The following is a 25844-nucleotide window of genomic DNA, read 5'->3' on the forward strand; positions in this document are numbered from 1 at the left end:
ACATGTCAAAGTTTGATGCTATTCGACCTTTTTATGATAGTGAAGTAAATAATGCTTTAAAATCTTCATTAAATCACCCCATGATGAAAGCATTAATGGATTTCACATTCCCTGATGTTGATGATGAAGTTTGGAAAACAAAGTTGAGTGAAACACATTCCATCAGAGATTTTCAATGTAATTTTATCTATAAATCGGTTCAAAAGGTTTTAGAAAAAAGTTCAGACGGATTAACCACTTCTGGATTTGAAAAGTTGGAGCCAAATACTTCTTATCTTTTTATTTCAAATCACAGAGATATAATTTTAGACACATCACTTTTAAATGTTGCTTTATTTGATAATGGTTTAGTGATGACAGCTTCAGCAATTGGAGATAATTTAGTCAAAAAAGCATTTTTGCATACACTTTCAAAACTAAATAGAAATTTTGTGGTTCAAAGAGGGCTTTCTCCAAGAGAATTATTAGGAAGTTCTAAAAATATGTCAGAATATATTGCTCAGTTGTTGCTCCATGAAAACCGTTCGGTTTGGATTGCTCAACGAGAAGGAAGAACAAAAGATGGTAATGACGCTACTCATTCAGGAGTTTTAAAAATGTTATCTATGGGTTCGGATGATAAAGACATCATGGCCTATTTTAAAAAAATTAAAATTGTTCCTGTTTCACTTTCTTATGAATATGATCCAACCGATGCTCTAAAAATGCCTCAACTTTTAGCAGAAGCAAAAAAAGAAATATATATTAAGGAGAAGAATGAAGATTTTATCACCTTGTTGAGTGGAATTATTGGACAAAAGAAAAGAATTCACATTCACATTGGAGATATTTTAGATTCAGAAATAGATGAAATTGTTGCGGAAGAACAAAATCCTAATAAGCAAATTCAATTATTGACCCAAAAAATAGATGATTCTATTTTGCAATCTTATAAATTGTGGCCAACAAATTATATAGCTTTTGATATGTTGTATAAAACAAATCAATTTGAAAGCAAATATACTGTTGATGAAAAACAATTATTTCAAAGAAGATTGGAACTTCGTATTGATGAAAACTCAACTGTTTTAAGAGAAGGTTTTTTAGCGATGTATGCTAATCCTGTTGTAAATAAATTGAAATATAATAATGCCACAGTCTAAATCAAAAATATTACTTATCTATACTGGTGGAACCATTGGTATGGTTAAAGATTATGACACAGGAGCTTTAAAAGCATTTGATTTTAAAAAGTTATTGAAACGAATTCCAGAGTTGCATTTATTAGACTGCGAAATTGATACAGTTTCTTTTGAAAACCCAATAGATTCTTCAAACATTCAAATAGAAAATTGGCAAAATATTGCAACAACGATTGAAGAGCGATACGAAGATTTTGATGGATTTGTAGTTTTACATGGTTCAGATACAATGTCTTATAGTGCATCTGCTTTGAGTTTTATGTTGGAAAACTTGTCAAAACCTGTTATTTTTACAGGTTCACAACTGCCAATTGGAGATTTAAGAACGGATGCAAAAGAAAATTTGATTACTGCTATTCAAATTGCTTCTTTACAAGAAAAAGGAAAGCCAGTTTTTAATGAAGTATGTCTGTATTTTGAATACAAGTTATACAGAGGAAACAGAACCACAAAAATAAGTGCCGAACATTTTAATGCTTTTGCTTCACCAAACTTTCCTGAATTAGCAGAATCAGGAGTTCATTTAAAGGTAAATAGAGAACTATTGTTAAAAAATAGAGGTGCAAAAAAAATAAAAGTTAACACTAGATTTGACGACAATGTTGCTATCATTAAGCTATTTCCTGGTATTAATAAAAACCTTTTAGCATCTGTTTTGAAAACACCAAATTTAAAAGGAATTATCTTGGAAACATATGGTTCTGGAAACGCACCTTCTTCGGATTGGTTTATTTCTGAATTATCTAATGCAATAAAAAATAATATTTGCGTTATTAATGTTACGCAATGCAGTGGTGGAAGTGTCAACATGGGTCAGTATGAAACAAGTACACAGTTGAAAAACATAGGAATAGTCTCAGGAAAAGACATTACTTCTGAGGCAGCAATAACTAAATTGATGTACTTATTAGGTCAAAATGTCTCTCCTAAAGTGTTCAAAACCATTTTTGAAACACCTTTGAGAGGCGAAATGATATAAAAATAACAAAGAAAATTTTTTCACGTGAGAATTTTTATGTTATTTAGCATCTTCAAATTCAGTTCTCCTCTGGAGAGGTGTCCGAGTGGTCGAAGGAGCATGCCTGGAAAGTATGTATACTCCAAAAGGGTATCGAGGGTTCGAATCCCTTCCTCTCCGCACAAACAATTTGTATTTTAATAAATATTTTATACTTTTAACCAAATTAACTAATTAAAATTTAAGAACAAGAGCAATGAAAAGATTATTTTCTATTTTAGCAATCACAGGGATTATGGCTTTCGGAAGCGTACAAGCACAAGAAGCTACAGATTCTACAGCAGCAGCACAAACACAAGTTGAAGAAGTTGCAGCTCAAGCAGACGAAGCAAATGCAGTAGAAACAACAACTGCTGACGAAGACGCACCAGCTGCTGAAGCATCGTTTACCCAAAAATTAAAACAACGTTTCGTTGAAGGTGGACCTGGATTTATGGGAATTGTATTATTATGTTTAATTTTAGGTTTAGCGATTGCTATTGAAAGAATTATATATTTAAATTTATCTACTACTAACACTAAGAAATTAGTTGCTGATGTAGAAGATGCATTAAAATCTGGTGGAGTTAACGCTGCAAAAGAAGTTTGTAGAAATACATCTGGACCAGTTGCTTCTATTTATTACCAAGGTTTAGACAGATACGATCATGGAGTTGATTCTGCTGAAAAAGCTGTTGTAGCTTACGGTGGAGTTCAAATGGGACAATTAGAGAAAAACGTTTCTTGGATTTCTTTATTTATTGCATTAGCACCGATGTTAGGGTTCATGGGAACTGTAATTGGTATGATTGAAGCATTTGATAACATCGAATCTGCTGGATCTATGGAGCCATCTTTAGTTGCTGGAGGTATTAAAGTTGCCTTATTAACAACTGTATTTGGTCTTATTGTAGCAATGATTTTACAAGTTTTCTACAACTACATCACTGCAAAAATTGATTCAATCGTTAACGACATGGAAGATGCTTCTATCATGTTAATAGATATGTTATCAGACTACAGAAAATAATAACTTAATAAAATATATAACTGTTATGAATTTACATAAAGTAACAAAAATAGCAGCTCTTATTATTGCAGTTCTTAGTTTAGTGTTTTTAGCACTAGTTATGGCTAATGGAGATGGTAATAATGAAAGTTGGATATCAGCCCTTATATATTTATCTTATGTAATCCTATTTGCATGTGTTGCAATAGTTTTAATATATGTATTAAAGAATCTGTTTACGCACAAAGACACATTAAAAAGAACATTGATAACCCTTGGGATATTAGCAGGTGTATTAGTTATATCTTATGTTGTAGCTGATGGTTCAGATGTTTATAATGTTAAAAAAGAATTATTGGTTTCAGGAAGCTCATCTAAATGGGTAAGTACAGGTTTAAACATGACTTACATTTTAGGAACAGTTGCCCTAGGATCTTTATTCTTCTTCATGTTTAAAAACGCAAAAAAATAATAATATGGCAAAGAAAAGAGGTGCACCACCAGAAGTAAATGCAGGCTCTATGGCAGATATTGCCTTCTTATTGCTTATTTTCTTCTTAGTTACAACAACTATTGGAGTAGATCAAGGAATTAATAGAAAATTGCCACCAATGCAAGATATTGTAGATCCACCAAATATCAATGAGAGAAATATATTGACTGTTTTGGTTAATATGAATAATCAAATATTAGTTGAAGAACAATTAATGGATATTAAAGATCTTAGACAAGCTGCAATTGATTTTCTTGAAAATAACGGAAAAAATATTTGTAGCTACTGCGAAGGTTCAAAAGATCCTTCTTCATCAGATAGTCCATTAGATGCGGTAATTTCTTTATCAAACGATTCTGAAACAACTTACGCAACTTACATTGCTGTTCAAAATGAGTTAGTAGCTGCTTATAATATTTTAAGAAACAGAGAAAGTTTGAAAAAATATGGAGTTACATTTTCAGAATTAGAATACATTTATAGTGATCCTGCATCAAAAGGAGAATATTCAGATGTAGAACTTGATAAGATTGGAGAAAAAGTGAAATATATTCAAGAATTATTTCCTCAAAGACTTTCAGAAGCAGAACCAAAACGTAACTAATAAATTTTAGAAAATGTCTAAATTTAACAAGAAAAAATCGGGCGATATGCCAGCAATTTCAACAGCATCTTTACCAGATATTGTATTTATGCTATTGTTTTTCTTTATGGTTGCTACTACTATGAAAGATAGTGATTTAATGATAGAAAATAAATTGCCTAAAGCTGATCAAACAGCTAAATTATTCAAAAAAGAATATGTAATGTATATTTATGCTGGAAAACCAAGCGATAGGTATCAAAGTACTTATGGAAGTAATCCAAGAATTCAATTGAATGATAGACTGTCTAATCCTAGCGAAATTCAAAATTTTGTTGCTATGGAAAGACAAGCTAGAAATTCTGATGCGGAGCCATATTTAACAGCTTCATTAAAAATTGATAGAGATGTTAAAATGGGATTAGTAACAGATATTAAACAAGAATTAAGAAAAGCAGAACAATTAAAAGTTAATTATACTACTACTCAAGGAAGTGTAACAAATCAATAATTAATTTGCTTTAATAAAATAAAAAGGTGTCCATTTGGATGCCTTTTTTTATTATTTTTATAAAAAATTTGAAAGTGAAAAACCTACTATTGTCTTTTTTTATATTTTTCAGTGTGTTTGTTTTTTCTCAGGAAGAACAGAAAACAACAGTAGATTCTTTATATAGAGAAGATCAAATGTATGCAACTTTGTCTCTTAATCTTGTTCAAAATAGACCAGCAGGTTTTAACCAACACTCTTTATCTTCTGGAATAACAGTTGGTTTTCTTCGTGATATGCCTTTTAATAAAAAAAGAACTTGGGCATTTGCTGCAGGTTTAGGCTATTCTTATAATAATTTAAAAAATAATATTAAGATTGAAAATGTTGAATCAATAAATACTTATACAATTGATAATAGTTTCGATAAAAACAAATTGGTATTACATCATTTAGAACTTCCCATTGAAATACGTTGGAGAAATTCAACTTTTGAGAGTCATAAGTTTTGGCGTATTTATGGAGGATTCAAAATTTCTTATTTGTTTGCTGATAAGGCAGTTTTTAAATCAGATACTGAAGATATAACTATTAGAAGTAATGGAGATTTATCTAAAATTAAATATGCAACTTATTTGTCTGTGGGAAATAACACTGGAAATATTTACTTACAATATTCATTAACTCCAATTTTTGAAGATGTTAAATTGAATGATAAAAAATTAGAACTTAGTTCATTCAATATTGGTTTTGTATTCTATATCTTATAAATAGAATTGCCATAAAATTACTTGTGATAAAAACCCAATACATGAACCTGCAATAAGTTCTGTAGCATCATGTGATTTCATAAAAAGTCTTGAAGAAGCTACATTTCCCACAATTACAATCATTAATGCTATTAAAGGGATTATTGATATATTTAAACTTATACTTAAGCTAGTTATAAAGAGCAATAAGGAACAAACTCCAATCATGTGCAAACTAACTTTAAAATTAACAAAAGTCATTACAAAAGCCACTATAGAAGCAATTAAACCACCTAACATAAAAAAATAGAGAGGTGCTAAATCTTCTATAAAGCCACTAAATTTCAATAAAATAAATAAAAAAGTAGCTTGTAATAATATGGGAAACTTTCTTTCATTTATTGTGGCTTCTGTGAATGATTTTATATGGCCAGTTGCTTTTAATAGATAATAAATAGATAACGGTAAAAAAATTGTTAGTATAATCACTTGAATTAGTAATAATAAGGATAATGAATTTATACCTACTTCAGCAAGCCAAATGTATAGTAGAACACCATAAAAAGTTATGAATATGGGATGAAATATATAGGAAAATAAAGGTAATGTTTTTTTTAAATCCATAACCAGAATTATATCTTCTTACGCAAACGAGCTACAGGAATATCTAATAATTCTCTATATTTAGCAATAGTTCTACGTGCAATAGGATATCCTTTTTCTAATAAAAGTTCAGCCAATTTATCATCAGGATAAGGCTTCTTTTTGTCTTCGTTTTCAATTACTTGTTGTAAGATGTTTTTAATTTCAATGGTAGAAACTTCTTCACCTTGATCATTAGTCATGGATTCACTAAAGTAATCTTTGATTAATTTTGTTCCATAAGGAGTATCCACATATTTACTATTGGCAACACGCGAAACCGTTGAAATATCTAAACCAACCATATCAGCAATATCTTTTAAAATCATTGGACGAAGTTTGGTTTCATCTCCATCTAAAAAGAATTCTTGTTGATAATGCATAATAGCATTCATAGTAACATATAAAGTTTCGCTACGCTGTTTTATAGCATCAATAAACCATTTAGCTGAATCTAATTTTTGCTTGATAAACTGAACAGCATCTTTCTGCGAATTTGATTTTTCGCTAGTATCTTTATAGGTTTTCAACATGTCTTGATAATCTTTAGACACGTGAAGTTCAGGTGCATTTCTTCCGTTTAAAGTTAAATCTAGTTCACCATCAATAATTTTAATGGTAAAATCTGGCACAACATGTTCAGTCATTTTTAGATTACCATCATATGAACCACCTGGTTTTGGGTTTAATTTTTCAATTTCGTCAATAGCTTTTCGCAATTGGTCTTTAGAAACATCAAATTTTTGAAGTAACTTATCGTAATGTTTTTTTGAAAAAGCATCAAATTGATCTTCAATAATTTTAGTCGCTAAATCTATGGATTCATTAGGTGTTTTGTGTTTCAATTGAAGCAATAAACATTCTTGCAAATCACGAGCACCTACACCAGAGGGTTCTAACTCTTGAACCACTTGTAAAATACGTTCAACCGTTTTTTCATCCGTATAAATTCCTTGTGTAAAAGCCATATCATCAACCATATCTTGAACGCTTCTTCGGATGTAACCCATATCATCGATACTTCCAACTAGAAATTCGGCAATACTTCGTTCATCATCATTTAGAATAAAAGTATTCAATTGGTTGATTAAATCTTGATGAAAACTAATACCAGCAGCAATAGGTGTGCTTTTATCTTCATCATCATCACTATAATTATTTGCCTGATATTTATAATCAGGAGTTTCATCATTACTTAAATACTCATCAATGTTGATTTCAGTTTCAATTCTTTCATTATCATCATCATAATCGTCAGCTGCATCATTGAAATCATCATCATAATCATCTGTTTCCTCTTTTCCATTTTCCAAAGCAGGATTTTCCACTAATTCTTCTTCTAAGCGTTGTTCAAAAGCTTGCGTAGGCAATTGAATTAACTTCATCAACTGTATTTGTTGTGGAGATAATTTTTGAGATAATTTAAATTGTAAACTATGCTTTAACATTAATATTTCTTTGTTTAACTGATTAATTGTTTAAATGTTGGATTCTTTATCAAATTTACGATTTAACAATTCAACAGTTAAACAATTTAACAAAATTCTAAAATTCTGCGTTCTGTGGAGTTCTTGGGAAAGGAATTACGTCTCTAATATTAGTCATTCCAGTTACGAAAAGAACTAAACGTTCAAATCCTAATCCAAAACCTGAGTGAACTGCACTTCCAAATCGTCTAGTATCTAAATACCACCATAATTCTTCTTCTTCAATTCCTAAAGCGTGCATTTTCTTTACCAATACATCATAACGCTCTTCTCTTTGAGAACCACCTACAATTTCACCAATTCCTGGGAATAAAATATCCATGGCACGAACTGTTTCTTTTCCTGGTTCAGTGTTGTCATTCAATCTCATGTAAAAGGCTTTGATATTTGCAGGATAATCAAATAAAATTACAGGACATTTGAAATGTTTTTCAACCAAATAGCGTTCGTGTTCACTTTGTAAATCTGCTCCCCATTCTTTGATGATATAATTGAATTTACCTTTTTTATTTGGAGCTGAATTTCTTAAAATATCAATAGCTTCTGTATAAGAAACACGTTTGAAGTTGTTTTCTAAAACGAAGTTTAATTTTTGTAACAAACTCATTTCACTTCTTTCCGCTTGAGGTTTTGATTTTTCTTCATCTAATAAACGTTGTTCTAAGAATGCTAAATCATCACCACATTTTTCTAAAACATATTTGATTACATACTGAATAAAATCTTCAGCCAAATCCATATTAGCATCTAAGTCATTGAAAGCAACTTCTGGCTCAATCATCCAAAATTCTGCCAAGTGACGAGAAGTATTTGAATTTTCTGCTCTAAAAGTTGGTCCAAAAGTATACACTTGACCTAAAGCCATTGCATAAGTTTCAGCTTCTAATTGACCAGAAACCGTTAAGTTTGTTTCTTTACCGAAGAAATCTTCTTTGTAATTTACTGTTCCTTCTTCAGTTCTTGGAGTTTTATCAAAAGGTAAAGCCGTTACTTTAAACATTTCACCAGCTCCTTCAGCATCACTTCCAGTAATAATTGGTGTGTTTACATAGACAAAACCTTTTTCTTGAAAATAGTTATGAACTGCAAAAGACAATACTGAACGAACTCTCATAATCGCTCCAAAAGCATTTGTTCTTACACGTAAATGAGCATTTTCTCTTAAAAATTCAAGAGAGTGTTTTTTAGGTTGAATAGGATATTCTTCAGGATTTGAATCTCCAAGAATGCTAATTTTTGAAACCTGTATTTCCACATTTTGCCCTTTTCCTTGGCTTTCTTGTAGAATTCCAACCACTTTTACAGCAGCTCCAGTTGTGATTCTTTTTAAAGTTTCTTCAGGTGTGTTTTCAAAATCTACAACACATTGAATATTATTAATCGTAGAACCATCATTCAACGCTATAAACTGATTGTTTCTAAATGTTCTAACCCAACCTTTAGCTGTTACTTCATGTAACGTTTTTGTGCTATTTAAAAGGTCGATGACTTTAGTATGTTTCATTCTTTTATTAATTTAAATACAAATATAAAATTATTCTTCGTTTGATATTTCGTCTTCTTCGAGATTTTCTGATAAAATATCTATTGTTGGTTCAATAAACTCTTCTTTATTAGCAATAGTTTTTTCTAAAGATAGTAATAATGCTGGTAGCAATATAAGGTTAGAAATCATAGCAAATAACAAAGTCAGAGCTACTAAACTTCCTAGGGCAATTGTTCCTCCAAAACTTGACAATGTAAACACTGAAAACCCAAAGAATAAAACTACTGAAGTGTAAAACATACTTACACCAGCTTCTTTGATAGAATTATAAACCGATTTCTTAATTCTCCAATTATTTTGTTTCAATTCTTGACGGTATTTTGCTAAAAAGTGAATCGTATCATCAACTGAAATTCCAAATGCAATACTGAATACTAATATAGTTGATGGTTTGATAGGAATGCCTAAAAAGCCCATTAAACCAGCTGTCATAATTAAGGGTAAAATATTTGGCAATAAAGAAATAATTATCATTTTGAAAGATCTGAATAAATAAGCCATTAAAAGTGAAATCAAAATAATGGCAAATAATAATGATAAAACTAGATTGTGAACCAAATAATGAGTTCCTTTTTCAAAAACAAATGCTTTTCCAGTAACGGTTACATTGTATCTTTCTTTAGGAAAAAGTTTGTCTATTTTTTCTTGAAGACGTTCTTCAATTTTAGCCATTTTGTCGGTTCCAATGTCTTTCATGAATGTTGTTACACGAGCATATTGACCTGTGCTATCTACATAACTTTTTAAAAGATTTTGGCTGTTTTCTTGTGTTGAATTCTTAACGTAAGTCAAAACAAAACCTTCTTCTAATTTGCTTGAAGGTAATTCATAATAATCAGGGTTTCCATTGTAGTAAGATTGTTTGGCATATTTAACCAAATTCACAATAGAAACAGGTTTTGATAATTCTGGAATTTCTTCAATTTCTTCTTGAAGTTCGTTAATTCTTTTTAACGTGACAGACTTCATGGCACCTTTTGGTTTTTTAGTGTCTATCATTATTTCCAAAGGCATTACACCGTCAAATTCATTTTCAAAAAACAAAATATCTTTGAAGAAAGGAGCTTTTTTTGGCATATCTTCAATAATACTTCCAGAAATTTTTATTTGATTAATTCCAATAACACCTAGAACCAAAACAATAATAGCAGTTGCAAAAACAGCAATTCTATAATTTTTAATAGTGTTCTCAATCCATTTGATAAATGAATTCATGTAGTTTTTTCCTAAATGCTCTAAATGTTTGTCCTTAGGCAAAGGCATATAACTATAGATAATAGGAATAATTATCAAACATAAAATAAATAGGAAAACAATATTTAAAGAAGCTACAATTCCAAATTCAGTCAATAATTTACTGTCGGTAAAAATGAAAGTTGCAAAACCAGCAGCTGTGGTTAAGTTAGTCATTAATGTTGCATTTCCTACTTTAGAAATAACTCGTTGCAATGATTTAGCTTTATTTCCATGAAGCTTTATTTCTTGCTGATATTTATTAATTAAGAAAATACAATTAGGAATTCCTATTACAATGATTAATGGTGGAATAATTGCTGTTAAAACAGTAATTTCATAATGCAATAAACCAAGTGTACCAAACGACCACATTACACCAATAATTACAACACACATTGAAATTAATGTAGCTCTATAACTTCTGAAAAAGAAGAAAAATAATAGCGATGTAATTAATAGAGCTGCTCCAACAAACAAACCAATTTCATCAATTATGCTTTGTGCATTTAAAGTTCTGATGTATGGCATTCCAGAAACATGCATATCTAAACCTGTTTCTTTTTCAAAAGCATCAATTTTTTCTTGACTGAAATGTTTAAAAACAAAATCTTTTCGGGCAGCAGTATTTACAATTTTTTTGTCAATGTAAATGGCAAATCTAACAGCTCCAGATTCTTTATTGAATAGCATTCCTTCGTAAAAAGGCAAATCGTTAAAAAGTTCTTTTTCTTTTTCTTTTACGTAAGCATCTGTTATTGATTTTCTATTTACAAAAGGAACAAGATTGAATTTTTGAGCAGTTGTATCTTTAGAAAGTACTTGTAAATCTTCAATAGAAAGTGTTAAATCTACAGCTTTGTCTTTTTTTATATCATCTACAAAAGCATCCCAAATTTTAAGATTTTTAGCCGTAAAAAAAGTAGAATCTTTAAACCCAACAACAATTAGGTTTCCTTCTTCACCAAATTTGTCTAAAAAAGATTGATATTGAACATTTACTTCATGATGGTCTGGTAGTAAATTAGCTTCTGTAAACGTAAAACGCATGTTTTTCCATTGGAAACCCATAAAAACTGTGAAAAGCCCAACTAAAATTAGTAGTCCAATTCTATTTCTTAAAATTCGTCCTGCAATATAATTCCAAAAACGACTATTTAGCCATTTAAACATCTTCTAAAATTTAGTCTGCAAAGGTAAGTATTATTGATTAAATTGTTAGTTTTAAGCACAAAGAATTACAATAATTTAAATTCCTAAATCGAGTGAAAATGAAATCTTAATGGCAATATTATCATCAAAATTTGGTAATTGATAATTTCCATAACGATAAAAGGCAACCAGACCAAATCCTTTGAACAATTTATTGCATTCCACACCACTTTCAAAAAAACCTTTTTCCAAAGAATTAAAAGGCAAACCAACATGATTTTCTTTATTGTCAATTGAACCAAAAGCCATTCTAGTGACAACAGTAAATTCAGGATTTAATTTATAACCAATATTGATTCTATTAAAAGTGTGTTTTAACTGAAGTGAAACATATTTATCAGAGAAAAATTCATTGTAATACATGGTTTCAAAACTGTTTTTACCAGCAAACGTAATCCTTCTTAAAATAGCATCTTTGTTCAAATTATTTGGAGCAATTGCATATAATTGAGTTAATGGAATATCACCATATGCTATACCAGCTTGAAATAAGAGTGAACTTTTTTGACCAGATAAATACGGAATTTCATAAAAAGTTTTAAAATCTACTTTTGTGAAATCAAAATCATTTCCTAGTATTTCTGGAATTGTTTGAGTGATTTGCAAAGAAAATTTTGGATGTCTTTTTTCAATTTCAATTTTACCTAAAGGAGTTTGCATATAACTACTAAAAGGATTCCATTGAATGGCAAATTGCATAGAACTTACATTATAATTTGTAAAACTTTGTCCGTTGTTGATAAAGGTATAGTCAAACAATGGAGTAATTTCATTTCGAGATAATGAAAAATAAGTTGATGTTTTTGGTAAAATTTTGCTTTCAATAAAAGCAGAAGCCATTTTGCTATTATAAAAAGTAGAAATATTAAAAGGTCTTGGATCATAAACCTTAAATCGTCTGGTATCAGTTGCAAAAGTAGTTTGACCAATTTCATTAACATCATCACTATATGAAGCACTTACCCAAGTTTCATCTTCTTTATTAAGCAAGTATGAAGGAGTAATTCCATATTTAAAACCATTGTCTTTTAAACCATAAGCTCCATAAAAAGCTACTTTATATTTTTCAGAAACTTTATCATTTGTAACAGCACCAAGTCCTAATCGAAATCCTTCAAAGTTGTTGAATTTTATGATACTTCTTAAATCCAAATCAACATAACTTATCGGTAAATAGCCATTTATGATTTTCTTTCCTAAAAATATTTTTCGTTCAATATTACTTGATTGCGACAAACTATCTAATGAAATATAAGTTTTCATTTTTCGAATATCAACTGTGTCTTTTGCTATTGAACCCCAATATTTTTCAGATTTTGACAAACTGTTTTCTGGAACATAAATTTTTATTCCATCATTTTTGAGTTTAAGAGGTTGGTTTATTTTTATATCAAAAGGAGTTGATTCAAGAATCAGTACAGTTCTATCTGAAGCATTATTATCTAAATCTTGCTCTAAACTTGATCGAAATTTCATCGTTCCACCCAAAATGGTTAAATCTTCAGAATTACTTCCTTTGCTTAAAACAATTTTTCTTTTTTCGGGAAACCAAATATTTTCTTTTTTCAGATAATTAAAAGTGTATGTTGCATTTACATTTACAATTCCATAAATTCTATAATATGCTTTTGCAACTGAAAAATTTTGTGCATCAATATATAGAATTCCTCTTAATCTATTAGCTCTTAATTTTTTTGGTTGAAAATAAATGCGATATACTTTTCGATTTTGAATTTCTGTTGAATCTAATAAATGATAAGTGTATAATTTTCTCCCATAATTTGAAATTGGATTTTGAAGCGGAATTTCTAATATTTCAAAAGGGTTTTCATAAACTGAATAGGAGATTAACTTTAAACCTAAAAACTCGTACAAAGGTTGTTTAAAACCTGCCATTCTAGAAGCTAATACTGTTTCTTTGTTTGTTCGGTTTTGATGTTGAATAAGATTAACTTTTTCCGTTTGGTAAATGTGACTATTTTCAACAAGTTTTTTAAATTTATAATTCGTAGAATCTAGTTTTACAATTCGTTTTCCAAAAATATTTCTTTTGTAGGTTTTATCAATTTCACCAGTAATACTATCTGGATTTGCGGTTATTTGTATAAATTCATAATTCTTATATTCGTAGGAATTTAATGCTCTTTCAGGTTGGGTGTTTTCTTTGTTTTCAATTACTTTTTTGACAATATGATTCACTTTATTCAACGAATAATATTCATTTTTTACTTTGTTAATATCTTGAGTAAGTTTAATAATAAAAAGATTTCCATCATTAGAAGCATAAGCAGGTTTTTCATAATAACCTTTGTAGCGAACATACATAGGTTTTTTGAAATCAGTAACTTCTATTGAAAACTTCCCTTCCCAATCTGCAAAAACAGTTGTTTTTTCATAAGTAATTTTTGCAAAAGCAATAGGAATAGTGGTGTCAAAATCGATAACTTGCCCTTTGATTTTTGTTTGACCAAAAACAAAGCTTGTAAGTAAAAATAAAAATAACAGATAGGAATATCGCATTAAAAAAGTTTCGATTGATGACAAAGATATTTAAAAATAAAAAGTCCTGATGTTAATCAGGACTTAAAATTTATACTTTCATAATTTCAGCTTCTTTCACTGCCAAATGATCATCAATTTTTTTGATGTAAGCATCTGTTAATTTTTGAACATCATCTTCAGCTTTTTTAGCAATATCTTCAGCTAAACCGTTTTTCTCTTCTTTTTTGATATCGTTGTTAGCATCTTTACGAGCATTTCTGATTCCGATTTTAGCATCTTCAGCTTCAGCTTTTGCTTGTTTCACTAATTCCTTTCTTCTTTCTTCTGTTAAAGCAGGAATATTAATGATAATGTTTTCACCATTGTTCATTGGGTTTAACCCTAAATTAGCAATTTGAATTGCTTTTTCAATAGGTTGCATCATGTTTTTTTCCCAAGGAGTAACTGTTAAAGTTCTTGCATCAGCAGCATTAATATTTGCTACTTGTGATAGAGGAGTTTGTGATCCATAATAATCTACAAAAACACCACCTAACATTTGAGGAGAAGCTTTTCCAGCTCTAATATTTAAAAATTCTTTTTCTAAATGAGCAATTGAACCATTCATTGATTCGGTTGCTGTTTCTATAATAAAGTTAATTTCTTCAGTCATTTTATTTAGATTTTAGATATCTATCGTTTAATTTTTCCTACTAATTATATAGTAACTGTTGTTCCTACTGTTTGACCTTCACAAACTTTTAATAAATTACCATCAATATTCATATCAAAAACAATAATTGGTAATTTATTTTCTTGACTTAACGTGAAAGCTGTTGAATCCATTACATTTAATCCTTTTGCAATTACATCTTCAAAAGTAATAGAATCATATTTAGTTGCGTTTTTATCTTTTTCTGGATCAGCTGTATAAACACCATCAACACGAGTTCCTTTTAAAATTACATCAGCACCAACTTCAACACCTCTTAAAACAGCAGCTGTATCTGTCGTGAAATACGGATTTCCTGTTCCTGCACCAAAAATAACAATTCTTCCTTTTTCTAAATGACGGGTTGCCTTTCTTTTGATGTAAGGTTCAGCAATAGCTTCAATTTTTAAGGCAGTTTGTAATCTTGTTTGCATTCCAGCTTCTTCAAGAGCACCTTGTAAAGCCATTCCATTTATCACGGTTGCAAGCATTCCCATATAATCACCTTGCACTCTGTCCATTCCATTACTAGCACCAGCAACACCTCTGAAGATATTTCCTCCTCCAATAACTATTGCAATTTCTATGCCTTTTTCGTGAATTTGTTTAATTTCAGCAGCATATTCAGCTAAACGTTTTGGATCAATTCCATAAGCTCTGTCACCCATCAAGGCTTCACCACTTAACTTAAGGAGAATTCTTTTATACTTCATTCCAGTTTATGTTTTAATGGAGTCATGCTGTCGCAAGCTCGAGTCATTATGTATGATTTTAGTGATGCAAATATAGTTATTATCTAATTTAAAAAAAATCTAGTTTATAATTATGGAGCCAATTTTTCAAATGATTCTTTTGCGGCTTGATATCCTATTTCAAAAATCAAATCCATTTTTATTTTGTTGGTTTCAAAAGTACTAAAGTTGGCTAACTCTTTAGGCTCAATTATCCAATCACAAAAACTAAATTTTTGATAGTTTCCTTGAGCAGATAATAAATCAAAAGCTCTAGTTGTTACAGATTTTATGGATCTTAAGTCTTTGGCTTCAATGGTTTGAATGGGACTTACATATATTCCTATTATCGAATCACATCTTCCTTGTAATAAATCGGTTGGGAAATGATTTAGAATTCCTCCATCACTATAAAGTCTACCATTTAGTTCATAAGGAGATAGCATTCCTGGAAAAGACGAAGAAGCTAAAATAGCATCTGTAATTTTTGTTTCTTCATTAAAAACTTTCAATTTTCCTGAAACTAAATTAGTAGCTGTAATAAATGTTGGAATATTTAAGTCACTTAGGGTAGCATCTTGGAAAATCAAATTAAAATAATTTTTAAAGGAATCCGAATCAATAATTCCAGCTTTTTTAAACGTAAAATGTCTCCAATGAAAAAAATAGATGGATTTAAAAAATTCTAAAATTTCCTCTGGTTTTTTACCAAAAGCATATAATGCTGCAATAATAGCACCAGCACTTGTTCCTGCTATATGAGAAGGTTTTATGTTTTGCTCATCTAAAAATTTTAGAGCTCCAGCTTGCGCAATCCCTTTTGAACCACCACCAGACAATACTAAACCTATTGATTTTGAAGAAAAATCCATTCTGATTTTTTTTTGTGTAACATAGCTTACATTCAGTTATCAAATTTAGTAGTAATTTTGTACAATAAAAATTAATATTAGATGAATACAAATATAAAATCGGCTTTATTAAAAAGTTATAGCTACCAAGAATATAGAAGTTTAGTTTCTGCCTTAATTTTAGAAGGAAAATCTACAGGAAACACACAATCTGATGATTTATTACACTATTCAGAATTGAATGAAAGTAGAATGAATCGTTTAGAAAAAACAATCAAAATTACCGATGAAGTTCTAGCACAAATTAACCAATTAGAAACAAAAGTAACTTGGTTGGTTATTGCTGAAGGTTGGTGTGGTGATGCTGCTCAAATTTTACCAATCATTTATAAAATGGCTGAATTATCTGAAAATATAGATTTAAAAATTGTACTTCGAGATGAGAATGAAGCCTTGATGAATGATTTTTTAACCAATGGTGGAAAAGCAATTCCGAAATTAATTATTTTGGATGAAGAGTATAATGTGATTGGAGATTTTGGACCGAGACCAGAACCAGCGAGAAAACTTATTGCAGATTATAAAGTAGCAAATGGAGTAGTTGATGAACCCATAAAAATAGAATTACAGAAATGGTATTTGCAAGATAAAGGAGTTTCTACTCAAAATGAAATTATGCAATTGATGAAAAGTAAGGAATTGGTTTAATCTACAATACCAATAATTTTTAATTTATCTGAAGTCGAAATTCCACCTGGATTACAACCAAGTTCTCCTTCTGGAATTTCGATTTTTAAGTTTTCATAATAGTCAATCCAAACTTGAAAATACTCATTTGAGTTAGGTTCCTTGAAAGTCATTGGTGTTAACTCAAAAAAAGGTTTTTCATAAGCTGCCAAAAAAGCATCATAAATCAATTCCGAACAATAGTAACTTCCATTGTCATATAAATAAGCTTCATCATAAGGAACTCCTAGTTGCGAAAGTGAAAATTCGATAGCTTTTGGAATATATTTGCGATATTTTCTTTTCAATCTTCCCACATACATGGTATCAGAAGTGTAAGTTCTGAAAGCTTCTAAAGGAGTAAGTTTTACATTTTTTCCAGCTGCTTCAATTACATAAATAGAATCATTTTGAATGTGAATCATGCCTAAATGACTAAAATCTTTTCCTTCAAATCCTTCTGTAACAGCATTTATTGCTTTGCATAAATCACAATTCATGGATTGAAAAATGATGTCACCCTCTTTTAGGCTGACTTTTTTTTGAGCAAAAGTTGAAAAAGTAATTAAAAAGATAAGTATGATTTTTGATTTCATTTTATAAATTGTTTACAAAATCATCAGGAGAAACAGCTTTTTCAACTGAATAATCTCCAATTTTAGTTCTTCTTAAAGCAGTTAAATGTCCTCCAGAATTTAAGGCTAATCCAAAATCATAAGCTAAAGAACGAATGTACGTTCCTTTGCTACATTGTACTCTGAAATCTATTTCTGGTAAAGCAAATCTTGTGATTTCAAATTCGTAAATAGTCGTTTTTCTCGATTGAATTTCGACTTCTTCACCAGCTCTTGCATGTTCGTATAAACGTTTTCCGTCTTTTTTTATGGCTGAAAAAACAGGTGGTTTTTGGTCAATTTCACCTACAAATTGTTTTACGGTTTCTAAAACTAATGCTTCTGTAATGTGTTTAGTTGGAAAAGTAGCATCAACTTCAGTTTCTAAATCATAAGAAGGAGTTGTGGCTCCAACAGTAATTGTTCCTGTATATTCTTTAGTTTGGGCTTGAATTTCAGAAATGCTTTTTGTGAATTTTCCTGTACAAATTATCAATAAACCAGTAGCCAATGGATCTAAAGTTCCAGCATGACCAATTTTGAATTTCTTAGGTAAATCGAAATGATTTTTTAAAGCATATTTCAGTTTATTCACCGCTTGAAAAGACGACCATTTTAAAGGTTTGTCAATCAATAATACTTGTCCGTTTAAGATATCTTCTTTTGTCATTAAATAACCGTTAATTTCTGAACAAAAAAGTGAATTAATAAAACAGCAATTCCTGCAATAATTCTATAGTAACCAAACATTTTAAAACCATGTTTGCTTAAATAACCTATGAATGATTTTATAGCAATCATTGCCACTATAAAACCAACAACATTTCCAATAATCAAAAGATTTATTTGCTCATTAGTTAACACAAAACCATCTTTGTAAAAGTCATATGATTTTTTAACGGTTGCTCCAAACATTGTTGGAATAGCCAAAAAAAATGAAAATTCAGCAGCAGTTGTTCTAGATAATTTTTGAGTCATACCACCAACAATACTTGCACCACTTCGTGAAACTCCAGGAATCATAGCTAAACATTGAAAAAGTCCAATTTTAAAAGCTGTTGGGTAACTAATCGTTTCTGGAACGTCTTCTTTTGGAGTGTTTCCAAACCAATCATCAACTTTTAAAAGTAAAACTCCTCCAAGCACTAAAGAAACAGCAACTGTAATTGGATTTTCTAAAAGTGAATCGATAAAATCACTCAATAATAAACCTAAAACTACAGCAGGAATAAATGCTACAAATAATTTGAAGTAAAAATCAACCGTTTGAAAAAAGCGTTTAAAATATAAAACCACAACAGAAAGAATTGTGCCTAATTGAATTACAATCGTAAAAAGTTTAGTAAAATCATCTTGAGCAATGCCAAAAAAAGAAGAAGCGATAATCATATGTCCTGTTGAAGAAACAGGTAAAAATTCGGTCAATCCTTCAATGATAGCAAGAATTATGGCTTGTAGTGTATTCATGTTTTAGTAATTAGTGATTAGTGATTAGTATTTAGTAGCTACTGCCAACTAAATACTGAACACTAATCACTCTTTTTAAAGTTTTTCTTTAATTTTTGTCAATTCATTGGAAGCAATTATTGTTTTTCCATTTTTATCTAAAAGTAAATAATAAGGACTTCCAAATTCTTTCCAACCTACTTTATATGCAAAATCTTTTTGAATGAACATTGAATCTGTACCATTTGGGTAAAGGTTATCATAGTCTACAATATAACAATCTTTCATTTTTATCTTTTTCATCACCTTTGCCAAATTGTCTTGCATTTTGCTATCGCTTTTGTCAGCACTAATGTGAATTACATCTAATTTATTTTCTTTTACAATTTTTTCTAAATCTGGAATTTCCTTGATACAAGGCTCACAAAAAGAAAACCAATAGTGAACAATTGTTTTTTTAGAAAGGTTTTGAGTGAGATTTTTATATTTTTCAGCAGTAATTTTTGTAATAACAGGTTCTTTATTAGTAGATTTACAATTACTAAAAGCAAAAGTGATTAAAATTAAAAAAGAAAATATTGACTTTTGAATACGATTATTCATAGCTAATTACTAATCACTTGTTACTAATTACTTCTTAAAAGGATTTTTCATTATCGAATAAATAGTCACACCAAAACCAGCTAAAACTAATGTTGGAGCTAATCTAATTCTTCTAAAGCTAAATAAGGCATCAGCATCAAATGTGTTTGGATCATCTGTTCCACCACCAGTCATTAGAATGAAACCTAAAGCAATTATGGCAACTCCAATAAATAAAATTTTATAATTTACTTTTTCGAATAAAAAAGCAGGTTTGTTTTCTTCGTTTTTCATATTTATTTTTTTTAATCTGAATAGCTAAAGTCTGAATATCTGATATCTAATAAAGATCGTCAGTTTTTAAATTCAAGAAACGTTGTGTGGCAAAATAAGTGCTAATCCATGTTATAATAATTCCAACAAGAAAAACACTTGCAAAGACAATTCCTAGTGAAACATAGTCTTTAGAAATTCCCAAGGCTGGCAACTTAGAGTCAACATAATATACTAAAAACAATAAACCAACAACCGCTAAAGCTGAACCAATTAAGCCTAATTTTATACTTCTCCAAATGAACGGTTTTCTAATGAATGCTTTTGTAGCACCAACCATTTGCATCGTTTTGATTATAAATCGATGAGAATATACAGAAAGTCTCAAAGAACTGTTTATTAAAAGCATAGCAACTAAAGCTAAAACACCACTTATTATTAAAATATACCAGCTAATTTTTTTGATGTTTTCATTAACTAAATCAACCAATTGTTTGTCATAAATGATTTCAGAAACCATTTCGTTTTTCTTGATATTCGTTTCTATCTTCTTAATGCTATCTGCTTGCACATAGTCTCCTTTTAATTTAATATCAAAAGAATTTTGCAAAGGATTAACTCCTAAAAACTCTAAAAAGTCTTCACCAACAATATCAACATTATTTTTGGCTGCACTATCTTTATGAATGAAAGCATATTCTTTAATGAATTTGGAGTTTTTTAATTCTACATCAAAAGCACTCAACAAAGTATCTTTTGCTTCGTTTTTAAAAAACACAGTCATCGGAATGTTTTCTTTAAAATCATTCGTCAGTTTTTTAGAATTAATCACAAATAATCCCAATGCTCCTAAAAGAAAAAGCACCAAAAATATACTTAAAATTACTGAAAAATACGATGAAATTAGTCTTCTTTTATTATACTTTTCAAATGATGAAGCCATAGTACATATTAAATTAAGTTGTAAAAATAAAAAAGAAAATTGGTTTATACAGAATATAACAACAAAGTTTTAACTTTAGTATTATAAAATGTAAATTTGCACCTTAATTTTTAAGGATTAAATCAGTTAAAAACAACTTTTAACCTTTTAACCCTTTAAACTTTTAACCAAAGTAATGAAATACAATCCAAACGAAATCGAAGCTAATTGGCAAAAATATTGGGCAGATAACCAAACTTTTGCTGCATCAAATCATTCAGAAAAACCTAAATATTATGTATTGGACATGTTCCCTTATCCATCTGGAGCAGGTTTACATGTTGGGCATCCACTAGGTTATATTGCTTCTGATATTGTGGCTCGATACAAACGTCACAAAGGATTTAATGTATTGCATCCTCAAGGATATGATTCATTTGGTTTACCTGCTGAACAATATGCCATTCAAACAGGACAACATCCAGATAAAACGACCAAAGAAAATATTGCTCGTTACAGAGAACAATTAGATAAAATCGGATTTTCATTTGATTGGAGTCGAGAAGTTCGTACTTCAAATCCAGATTATTATAAACATACTCAATGGATTTTTATCCAATTATTTGAATCTTGGTACAATAACAATTCAGATAAAGCAGAAAGCATTTGTACCTTAATTCAAGAATTTGAGAAAAACGGAAATGTCAATGTAAATGCAGTTTGCGATGATAATATTGTTTCTTTTTCGTCAAGCGAATGGAACGCTTTTTCATCAGAACAACAACAAAAAATACTTTTACAATACAGATTAACTTATTTAGCAGAGACAGAAGTTAATTGGTGTCCAGCCTTAGGAACTGTTTTAGCCAATGACGAAATTGTAAACGGAGTTTCAGAACGTGGTGGTCATCCTGTAATTCGTAAGAAAATGACTCAATGGTCGATGCGAATTTTAGCTTACGCAGAACGATTATTGCAAGGTTTAAACGAAATCGATTGGACAGAATCTCTAAAAGAATCGCAAAGAAACTGGATTGGAAAAAGTGTGGGAGCAATGGTTGATTTCAGGTTGCAGAATTCAGAAAACAGAATTTCAGTATTTACAACTAGACCTGATACCATTTTTGGAGTAACATTTATGACTTTAGCTCCAGAACACGAATTGGTTGCTCAAATCACAACTCCTGAACAAAAAGCAGCTGTTGATGCTTATGTAGAAGCCACTGCAAAACGTTCCGAAAGAGAAAGAATGGCAGATGTAAAAACCATTTCAGGAGTTTTCACAGGTGCTTATGCGGAACATCCATTTACCAAAGAACCAATTCCAGTTTGGATTGGAGATTACGTTTTAGCAGGTTATGGAACAGGTGCAGTAATGGCCGTTCCTTGTGGTGATGAACGTGATTATGCTTTCGCGAATTTCTTCAAAGGAACTAACGGAATGCCTGAAATTAAAAACATTTTCGACCAAGATATTTCGGAAGAAGCTTTTGGAGCCAAAGAAGGTTTTAAATTAGTAGATTCTGATTTCTTAAACGGTTTAGGGTATAAAGAAGGAACCAAAAAAGTCATTGAAGAACTAGAAAAAATAGGAGTAGGAAAAGCCAAAGTAAATTACCGTTTACGTGATGCTGTTTTCTCTCGTCAAAGATATTGGGGTGAACCGTTTCCAGTTTATTATGTGAATGGGTTACCACAAATGATTGATAAAAAACATTTGCCAATTGCTTTACCAGAAGTTGAAAAATATTTACCAACAGAAGATGGACAACCACCTTTAGGAAACGCAACAATTTGGGCTTGGAATACGGAAACCAATGAAGTAGTTAGCAATGATTTGATTGATAACAAAACTATTTTTCCTTTAGAATTAAATACAATGCCTGGTTGGGCTGGTTCTTCTTGGTATTGGATGCGTTATATGGATGCACACAATAAAGAAGATTTTGCAAGTAAAGAAGCGTTAGACTATTGGCAAAATGTAGATTTATACATTGGTGGAAGCGAACACGCAACCGGACATTTATTATATGCTCGTTTTTGGAATAAATTCTTAAAAGATAGAGGTTTTGCACCAACAGAAGAACCATTCAAAAAGTTGATCAACCAAGGAATGATTTTGGGAATGAGTGCTTTTGTGTATAGATTAATTTGCAATCATAATTCAGAAGGCATTGAAATAAAATCTGATTTATCAGAAGAAAATAAAGAAATATTAGAATTTATCAAAAAAACCAATAATAAATTTTTTATTAGTAAAGCTTTTACGGATTCATATGATATTAAATCTAATATTAATAAACCAAAAGAAATATTGGAAAAAGAAATTGATGATTTTATATTAACTATTCCAAATTTTTTAAAAAATTATTTTCCAAATGATTCACATTTAATTGACAAATTAAGTTTTGGATTTCAGAAAATTCATGTAGATTTATCAGTAATTAATGATATTACAAATGAATTAGATAGAGAAAAATTCAAAAATCATCCTGTATATACTGATTATAAAAATGCAGAGTTCATTTTAGAAGATGGAAAATACATCGTTGGTCGAGAAGTAGAAAAAATGTCTAAATCAAAATACAACGTAGTCAATCCAGATGAGATTTGTAATGAATATGGAGCTGATACGTTGCGTTTGTATGAAATGTTTTTAGGACCATTAGAACAAGCCAAACCTTGGAACACAGCTGGAATTACTGGAGTTTTTGGTTTTCTAAAAAAACTATGGAGATTGTATTTTGATGATAATGGTTCAATTGTAACGAATAACGAGCCAACAGCAGAAATGTACAAATCGCTACACAAAACCATCAAAAAAGTAACGGAAGATATAGAGAATTTCTCATTTAATACTTCGGTTTCACAATTCATGATTTGTGTGAATGAATTAGCTACTTTAAAATGTCATCATAGAGCTATTTTAGAACCTTTAGCTGTTGTAATTTCTCCTTATGCTCCTCATATTGCTGAAGAATTATGGAAACAATTAGGTTACGAAGGTTCAATTGCAACCGTAGATTTCCCAATTTTTGATGCTAAATACCTAGTAGAATCAGAAAAAGAATATCCAATTTCTTTCAATGGAAAAATGCGTTTCACTATGAAATTACCTTTGGATTTAACTCCAAAACAAATTGAAGAAATCGTAATGGCAGACGAAAGAACCATTGCACAATTAGCAGGAAATACTCCTAAAAAAGTAATCATAGTTCCTGGAAAAATTATTAATTTGGTGGGATAATCTGGTTACAAAATACCAATACTAAAATTATAAATCCCAAATGTTATTTTTAAAATAATGTTTGGGATTTTTTTATACTATTGATTTTTTCATTAAGTTTACTTGTTAAAATGCGTTTTTAAATAAAAAAAGCATTAAAAATCGTTAAAAACTTATATTCTACACAATAAAATCGAGTTTTTTACTTTACTATTTATAAGTTAAATCAAAACGGCACATTTTTGATTTTTACTTCAACACAATTTTTTTTAAACAAATCTAAAAACATGAAAAGAATAAAACAAAATTCAATTCTAGCATTCTTTATTTTGTGCACCTCAATAATCACATTGCAAGCACAAGAAAAAAGTACAAAACTGACAAATGATTTAAGTAATCTAATCGATAAATCAAATAGTTTCCAAGATTATAAAGTAATAAAAAAAGCATCAATAACAAATTTTCAAGCTTCATTAAATAGCTACATTAAACAAGAGCAAAGCATTCAAACGAATCTTGAAAATCAAATAAATGCTAATAATAAGGAAATTAACGCTCTAGAAAAAGAGTTGAAAACCATTAAGAACACCAATGAAAAATTAGCAGCAGAAAAAGCAAACATTAATTTTTTAGGACTTTCTATTAGTAAAGAGAGTTATTCAATCACAATGTGGGCTTTGTTTCTGGGAGCATTAGCTGCAGCAGTGATTTTATTTTTAAGCTTTAAAAGAGCGAATAAAGTAACCAAAGAATCAAAAACATTATTAGCTGATTTAGAAGAAGAATATCAAAACTACAGAGGTGTTTGTGTGGAAAGAGAGCAAAGTTTAAGAAGACAACTTTTTGATGAGGTAAAAAAAAGCAAGGACCTTAAAAATGTATCATAATAAAGAGAAATTCATTCTTTTAAACAATAAACTTTTAAAATCAACATAATTAATATGTTGATTTTTTCGTTAATACTAAAACCAATAAATATATTTCTATGAAAAAAATTTTAATTCTTTTATTTTTAGTTGCAAGTAACTTAATTAATGCACAATCTTCTGAAGAAGAAGCTAATAAAAAAGTGGATGTTGATTTTTATTTTGGAGTGGGTGCTCAATTTCAAAGTAAATTTAATTTAAACGACAAATTAAAAGCAGCTAATCTGCCTGAATTAAATGAAACTATGCCTGAACTTCAAATTGGGATGAATATTTTTGGTAATAAAATTTCAGGTGATGCCGAATTTGGATTTCTGTTTTCAAAAAATAAAAAAGGTGATTCAGAAAATCAAAACCTTGGATTTACTTCTAGATTAAGAGTGCATTATAATTTTGTAAATAGTGAAAAAATTGCTTTTACTGGGGGTTTAAATTTAGCGGCTACTGGTTACCAAATTGATATTTATAATAAGAATAATGTTATTGATTTAAATGATTTAGAGCCATTGAACAATAGTGGACATGTTTCTTTGAGAAATCAAGTGTTTTTTGTGGGACCATCAGTTTCGTTGTATTTGTTTAACAATAAATCAACTAAAATCAGAGCTAATCTTGGATATGAATTTGCTTTTACTAACGGAAAATACAAATCAGATTTTGCTTCAGTTGAAAACACTGTTAAAGAAAACGGAAATAATAGATTTGTGTTTGGTATTTCATTTTTATAGAAAA

General features: G+C 29.7%; 25 protein-coding genes and 1 tRNA gene. 12 read left to right on the forward strand and 14 right to left on the reverse strand.

What is annotated here, in order from left to right:
- Nucleotides 1–2: 2 nt before the first annotated feature.
- From ACFO3U_RS01490 to ACFO3U_RS01525, 8 genes are all read left to right on the forward strand, one after another.
- Nucleotides 3–1142, forward strand: coding sequence for a 1-acyl-sn-glycerol-3-phosphate acyltransferase (locus tag ACFO3U_RS01490; protein ID WP_379737738.1), 1140 nt, complete (start codon nucleotides 3–5; stop codon nucleotides 1140–1142).
- Entirely contained in the window at nucleotides 1129–2160 is a 1032-nt protein-coding gene (locus ACFO3U_RS01495) for an asparaginase (protein ID WP_379737740.1), read from the forward strand. The genes ACFO3U_RS01490 and ACFO3U_RS01495 overlap by 14 nt, the downstream gene beginning before the upstream one ends.
- 71 nt (nucleotides 2161–2231) lie before the next feature.
- A tRNA-Ser gene (locus ACFO3U_RS01500) sits at nucleotides 2232–2319 on the forward strand.
- Between the two features lie 76 nt (nucleotides 2320–2395).
- On the forward strand, nucleotides 2396–3208 hold the full coding sequence (locus ACFO3U_RS01505) for a MotA/TolQ/ExbB proton channel family protein (protein WP_379737742.1): 813 nt from the start codon (nucleotides 2396–2398) through the stop codon (nucleotides 3206–3208).
- Between the two features lie 25 nt (nucleotides 3209–3233).
- The gene (locus ACFO3U_RS01510; protein ID WP_379737744.1) at nucleotides 3234–3659 is read left to right on the forward strand and encodes a hypothetical protein; all 426 of its coding nucleotides are present in this window, start codon (nucleotides 3234–3236) and stop codon (nucleotides 3657–3659) included.
- A gap of 4 nt (nucleotides 3660–3663) precedes the next feature.
- Complete coding sequence (locus ACFO3U_RS01515; RefSeq protein WP_379737746.1) at nucleotides 3664–4284, forward strand: ExbD/TolR family protein; 621 nt, start codon at nucleotides 3664–3666, stop codon at nucleotides 4282–4284.
- A gap of 13 nt (nucleotides 4285–4297) precedes the next feature.
- Complete coding sequence (locus ACFO3U_RS01520) at nucleotides 4298–4774, forward strand: ExbD/TolR family protein (protein ID WP_379737748.1); 477 nt, start codon at nucleotides 4298–4300, stop codon at nucleotides 4772–4774.
- A 74-nt stretch (nucleotides 4775–4848) separates the two neighbouring features.
- Nucleotides 4849–5523 carry a porin family protein gene (locus tag ACFO3U_RS01525; RefSeq protein ID WP_379737750.1) on the forward strand — a complete coding sequence of 225 codons (675 nt, stop codon included), beginning with the start codon at nucleotides 4849–4851 and terminating at the stop codon, nucleotides 5521–5523.
- Here the strand turns inward: ACFO3U_RS01525 and ACFO3U_RS01530 are convergent.
- The 8 genes from ACFO3U_RS01530 to ACFO3U_RS01565 all read right to left on the reverse strand — a co-directional run bounded on the left by ACFO3U_RS01530 (nucleotide 5518) and on the right by ACFO3U_RS01565 (nucleotide 16418).
- Nucleotides 5518–6126, reverse strand: coding sequence for a hypothetical protein (locus tag ACFO3U_RS01530; protein ID WP_379737752.1), 609 nt, complete (start codon nucleotides 6124–6126; stop codon nucleotides 5518–5520). The genes ACFO3U_RS01525 and ACFO3U_RS01530 overlap by 6 nt on opposite strands.
- Nucleotides 6127–6134: 8 nt before the next feature.
- Nucleotides 6135–7592 (reverse strand): RNA polymerase factor sigma-54, encoded by a 1458-nt coding sequence (gene rpoN, locus ACFO3U_RS01535; protein WP_379737754.1) that lies wholly within the window; start codon nucleotides 7590–7592, stop codon nucleotides 6135–6137.
- 97 nt (nucleotides 7593–7689) lie between these two features.
- Nucleotides 7690–9135 carry an asparagine--tRNA ligase gene (gene asnS, locus ACFO3U_RS01540; protein ID WP_379737756.1) on the reverse strand — a complete coding sequence of 482 codons (1446 nt, stop codon included), beginning with the start codon at nucleotides 9133–9135 and terminating at the stop codon, nucleotides 7690–7692.
- Between the two features lie 30 nt (nucleotides 9136–9165).
- Entirely contained in the window at nucleotides 9166–11583 is a 2418-nt protein-coding gene (locus ACFO3U_RS01545) for an efflux RND transporter permease subunit (protein WP_379737758.1), read from the reverse strand.
- Between the two features lie 75 nt (nucleotides 11584–11658).
- A complete protein-coding gene (locus tag ACFO3U_RS01550) occupies nucleotides 11659–14166 on the reverse strand; it encodes a DUF5686 family protein (RefSeq protein ID WP_379737760.1) in 2508 nt (835 codons plus the stop codon).
- Nucleotides 14167–14212: 46 nt separating this feature from the next.
- Nucleotides 14213–14776, reverse strand: a complete 564-nt coding sequence (frr, locus tag ACFO3U_RS01555; RefSeq protein WP_379737762.1) for a ribosome recycling factor — start codon at nucleotides 14774–14776, stop codon at nucleotides 14213–14215.
- Between the two features lie 44 nt (nucleotides 14777–14820).
- Nucleotides 14821–15528, reverse strand: coding sequence for a UMP kinase (gene pyrH / locus ACFO3U_RS01560; RefSeq protein ID WP_379737764.1), 708 nt, complete (start codon nucleotides 15526–15528; stop codon nucleotides 14821–14823).
- Between the two features lie 110 nt (nucleotides 15529–15638).
- A complete protein-coding gene (locus ACFO3U_RS01565) occupies nucleotides 15639–16418 on the reverse strand; it encodes a patatin-like phospholipase family protein (RefSeq protein ID WP_379737766.1) in 780 nt (259 codons plus the stop codon).
- A gap of 81 nt (nucleotides 16419–16499) precedes the next feature.
- Between ACFO3U_RS01565 and ACFO3U_RS01570 the strand changes: the two genes are divergently transcribed.
- Nucleotides 16500–17105 carry a thioredoxin family protein gene (locus tag ACFO3U_RS01570; protein ID WP_379737768.1) on the forward strand — a complete coding sequence of 202 codons (606 nt, stop codon included), beginning with the start codon at nucleotides 16500–16502 and terminating at the stop codon, nucleotides 17103–17105.
- Here ACFO3U_RS01570 and ACFO3U_RS01575 read toward each other — a convergent pair.
- The 6 genes from ACFO3U_RS01575 to ACFO3U_RS01600 all read right to left on the reverse strand — a co-directional run bounded on the left by ACFO3U_RS01575 (nucleotide 17102) and on the right by ACFO3U_RS01600 (nucleotide 20981).
- Nucleotides 17102–17719: a YiiX/YebB-like N1pC/P60 family cysteine hydrolase gene (locus ACFO3U_RS01575; RefSeq protein ID WP_379737770.1), complete on the reverse strand. Its 618-nt coding sequence runs from the start codon at nucleotides 17717–17719 to the stop codon at nucleotides 17102–17104. The two genes, ACFO3U_RS01570 and ACFO3U_RS01575, sit on opposite strands and share 4 nt — an antisense overlap.
- A 1-nt stretch (nucleotide 17720) precedes the next feature.
- On the reverse strand, nucleotides 17721–18407 hold the full coding sequence (gene truB, locus ACFO3U_RS01580; RefSeq protein WP_379737772.1) for a tRNA pseudouridine(55) synthase TruB: 687 nt from the start codon (nucleotides 18405–18407) through the stop codon (nucleotides 17721–17723).
- Nucleotides 18407–19204, reverse strand: a complete 798-nt coding sequence (locus ACFO3U_RS01585) for an undecaprenyl-diphosphate phosphatase (protein WP_379737774.1) — start codon at nucleotides 19202–19204, stop codon at nucleotides 18407–18409. Before ACFO3U_RS01585 ends, truB begins: the two co-directional genes overlap by 1 nt.
- Nucleotides 19205–19279: 75 nt before the next feature.
- A complete protein-coding gene (locus tag ACFO3U_RS01590) occupies nucleotides 19280–19786 on the reverse strand; it encodes a TlpA family protein disulfide reductase (RefSeq protein ID WP_379737777.1) in 507 nt (168 codons plus the stop codon).
- 27 nt (nucleotides 19787–19813) lie between these two features.
- Nucleotides 19814–20059 (reverse strand): DUF3098 domain-containing protein, encoded by a 246-nt coding sequence (locus ACFO3U_RS01595; protein ID WP_379737779.1) that lies wholly within the window; start codon nucleotides 20057–20059, stop codon nucleotides 19814–19816.
- 46 nt (nucleotides 20060–20105) lie between these two features.
- A complete protein-coding gene (locus ACFO3U_RS01600; protein ID WP_379737781.1) occupies nucleotides 20106–20981 on the reverse strand; it encodes a cell division protein FtsX in 876 nt (291 codons plus the stop codon).
- A gap of 175 nt (nucleotides 20982–21156) precedes the next feature.
- Between ACFO3U_RS01600 and ACFO3U_RS01605 the strand changes: the two genes are divergently transcribed.
- The 3 genes from ACFO3U_RS01605 (at nucleotide 21157) to ACFO3U_RS01615 (ending at nucleotide 25840) form a co-directional block, all read left to right on the forward strand.
- Entirely contained in the window at nucleotides 21157–24207 is a 3051-nt protein-coding gene (locus ACFO3U_RS01605; protein ID WP_379737783.1) for a leucine--tRNA ligase, read from the forward strand.
- Between the two features lie 266 nt (nucleotides 24208–24473).
- Nucleotides 24474–25073, forward strand: a complete 600-nt coding sequence (locus ACFO3U_RS01610; protein ID WP_379737786.1) for a hypothetical protein — start codon at nucleotides 24474–24476, stop codon at nucleotides 25071–25073.
- A 98-nt stretch (nucleotides 25074–25171) separates the two neighbouring features.
- On the forward strand, nucleotides 25172–25840 hold the full coding sequence (locus ACFO3U_RS01615; RefSeq protein ID WP_379737789.1) for a hypothetical protein: 669 nt from the start codon (nucleotides 25172–25174) through the stop codon (nucleotides 25838–25840).
- Nucleotides 25841–25844: the final 4 nt, after the last annotated feature.

Origin of the sequence: Flavobacterium ponti (genome assembly GCF_042652765.1) — a bacterium.
GTDB lineage: Bacteria > Bacteroidota > Bacteroidia > Flavobacteriales > Flavobacteriaceae > Flavobacterium > Flavobacterium ponti.

Bases quoted from the DNA above. Each gene is read 5' to 3' on its own strand.
- ACFO3U_RS01490 (WP_379737738.1), top strand. From the start codon at position 3: ATGTCAAAGTTTGATGCTATTCGACCTTTTTATGATAGTGAAGTAAAT.
- ACFO3U_RS01495 (WP_379737740.1), top strand. From the start codon at position 1,129: ATGCCACAGTCTAAATCAAAAATATTACTTATCTATACTGGTGGAACC.
- ACFO3U_RS01505 (WP_379737742.1), top strand. From the start codon at position 2,396: ATGAAAAGATTATTTTCTATTTTAGCAATCACAGGGATTATGGCTTTC.
- ACFO3U_RS01510 (WP_379737744.1), top strand. From the start codon at position 3,234: ATGAATTTACATAAAGTAACAAAAATAGCAGCTCTTATTATTGCAGTT.
- ACFO3U_RS01515 (WP_379737746.1), top strand. From the start codon at position 3,664: ATGGCAAAGAAAAGAGGTGCACCACCAGAAGTAAATGCAGGCTCTATG.
- ACFO3U_RS01520 (WP_379737748.1), top strand. From the start codon at position 4,298: ATGTCTAAATTTAACAAGAAAAAATCGGGCGATATGCCAGCAATTTCA.
- ACFO3U_RS01530 (WP_379737752.1), bottom strand. From the start codon at position 6,126: ATGGATTTAAAAAAAACATTACCTTTATTTTCCTATATATTTCATCCC.
- rpoN (WP_379737754.1), bottom strand. From the start codon at position 7,592: ATGTTAAAGCATAGTTTACAATTTAAATTATCTCAAAAATTATCTCCA.
- asnS (WP_379737756.1), bottom strand. From the start codon at position 9,135: ATGAAACATACTAAAGTCATCGACCTTTTAAATAGCACAAAAACGTTA.
- ACFO3U_RS01545 (WP_379737758.1), bottom strand. From the start codon at position 11,583: ATGTTTAAATGGCTAAATAGTCGTTTTTGGAATTATATTGCAGGACGA.
- frr (WP_379737762.1), bottom strand. From the start codon at position 14,776: ATGACTGAAGAAATTAACTTTATTATAGAAACAGCAACCGAATCAATG.
- pyrH (WP_379737764.1), bottom strand. From the start codon at position 15,528: ATGAAGTATAAAAGAATTCTCCTTAAGTTAAGTGGTGAAGCCTTGATG.
- ACFO3U_RS01565 (WP_379737766.1), bottom strand. From the start codon at position 16,418: ATGGATTTTTCTTCAAAATCAATAGGTTTAGTATTGTCTGGTGGTGGT.
- ACFO3U_RS01570 (WP_379737768.1), top strand. From the start codon at position 16,500: ATGAATACAAATATAAAATCGGCTTTATTAAAAAGTTATAGCTACCAA.
- ACFO3U_RS01575 (WP_379737770.1), bottom strand. From the start codon at position 17,719: ATGAAATCAAAAATCATACTTATCTTTTTAATTACTTTTTCAACTTTT.
- truB (WP_379737772.1), bottom strand. From the start codon at position 18,407: ATGACAAAAGAAGATATCTTAAACGGACAAGTATTATTGATTGACAAA.
- ACFO3U_RS01585 (WP_379737774.1), bottom strand. From the start codon at position 19,204: ATGAATACACTACAAGCCATAATTCTTGCTATCATTGAAGGATTGACC.
- ACFO3U_RS01590 (WP_379737777.1), bottom strand. From the start codon at position 19,786: ATGAATAATCGTATTCAAAAGTCAATATTTTCTTTTTTAATTTTAATC.
- ACFO3U_RS01595 (WP_379737779.1), bottom strand. From the start codon at position 20,059: ATGAAAAACGAAGAAAACAAACCTGCTTTTTTATTCGAAAAAGTAAAT.
- ACFO3U_RS01600 (WP_379737781.1), bottom strand. From the start codon at position 20,981: ATGGCTTCATCATTTGAAAAGTATAATAAAAGAAGACTAATTTCATCG.
- ACFO3U_RS01605 (WP_379737783.1), top strand. From the start codon at position 21,157: ATGAAATACAATCCAAACGAAATCGAAGCTAATTGGCAAAAATATTGG.
- ACFO3U_RS01610 (WP_379737786.1), top strand. From the start codon at position 24,474: ATGAAAAGAATAAAACAAAATTCAATTCTAGCATTCTTTATTTTGTGC.
- ACFO3U_RS01615 (WP_379737789.1), top strand. From the start codon at position 25,172: ATGAAAAAAATTTTAATTCTTTTATTTTTAGTTGCAAGTAACTTAATT.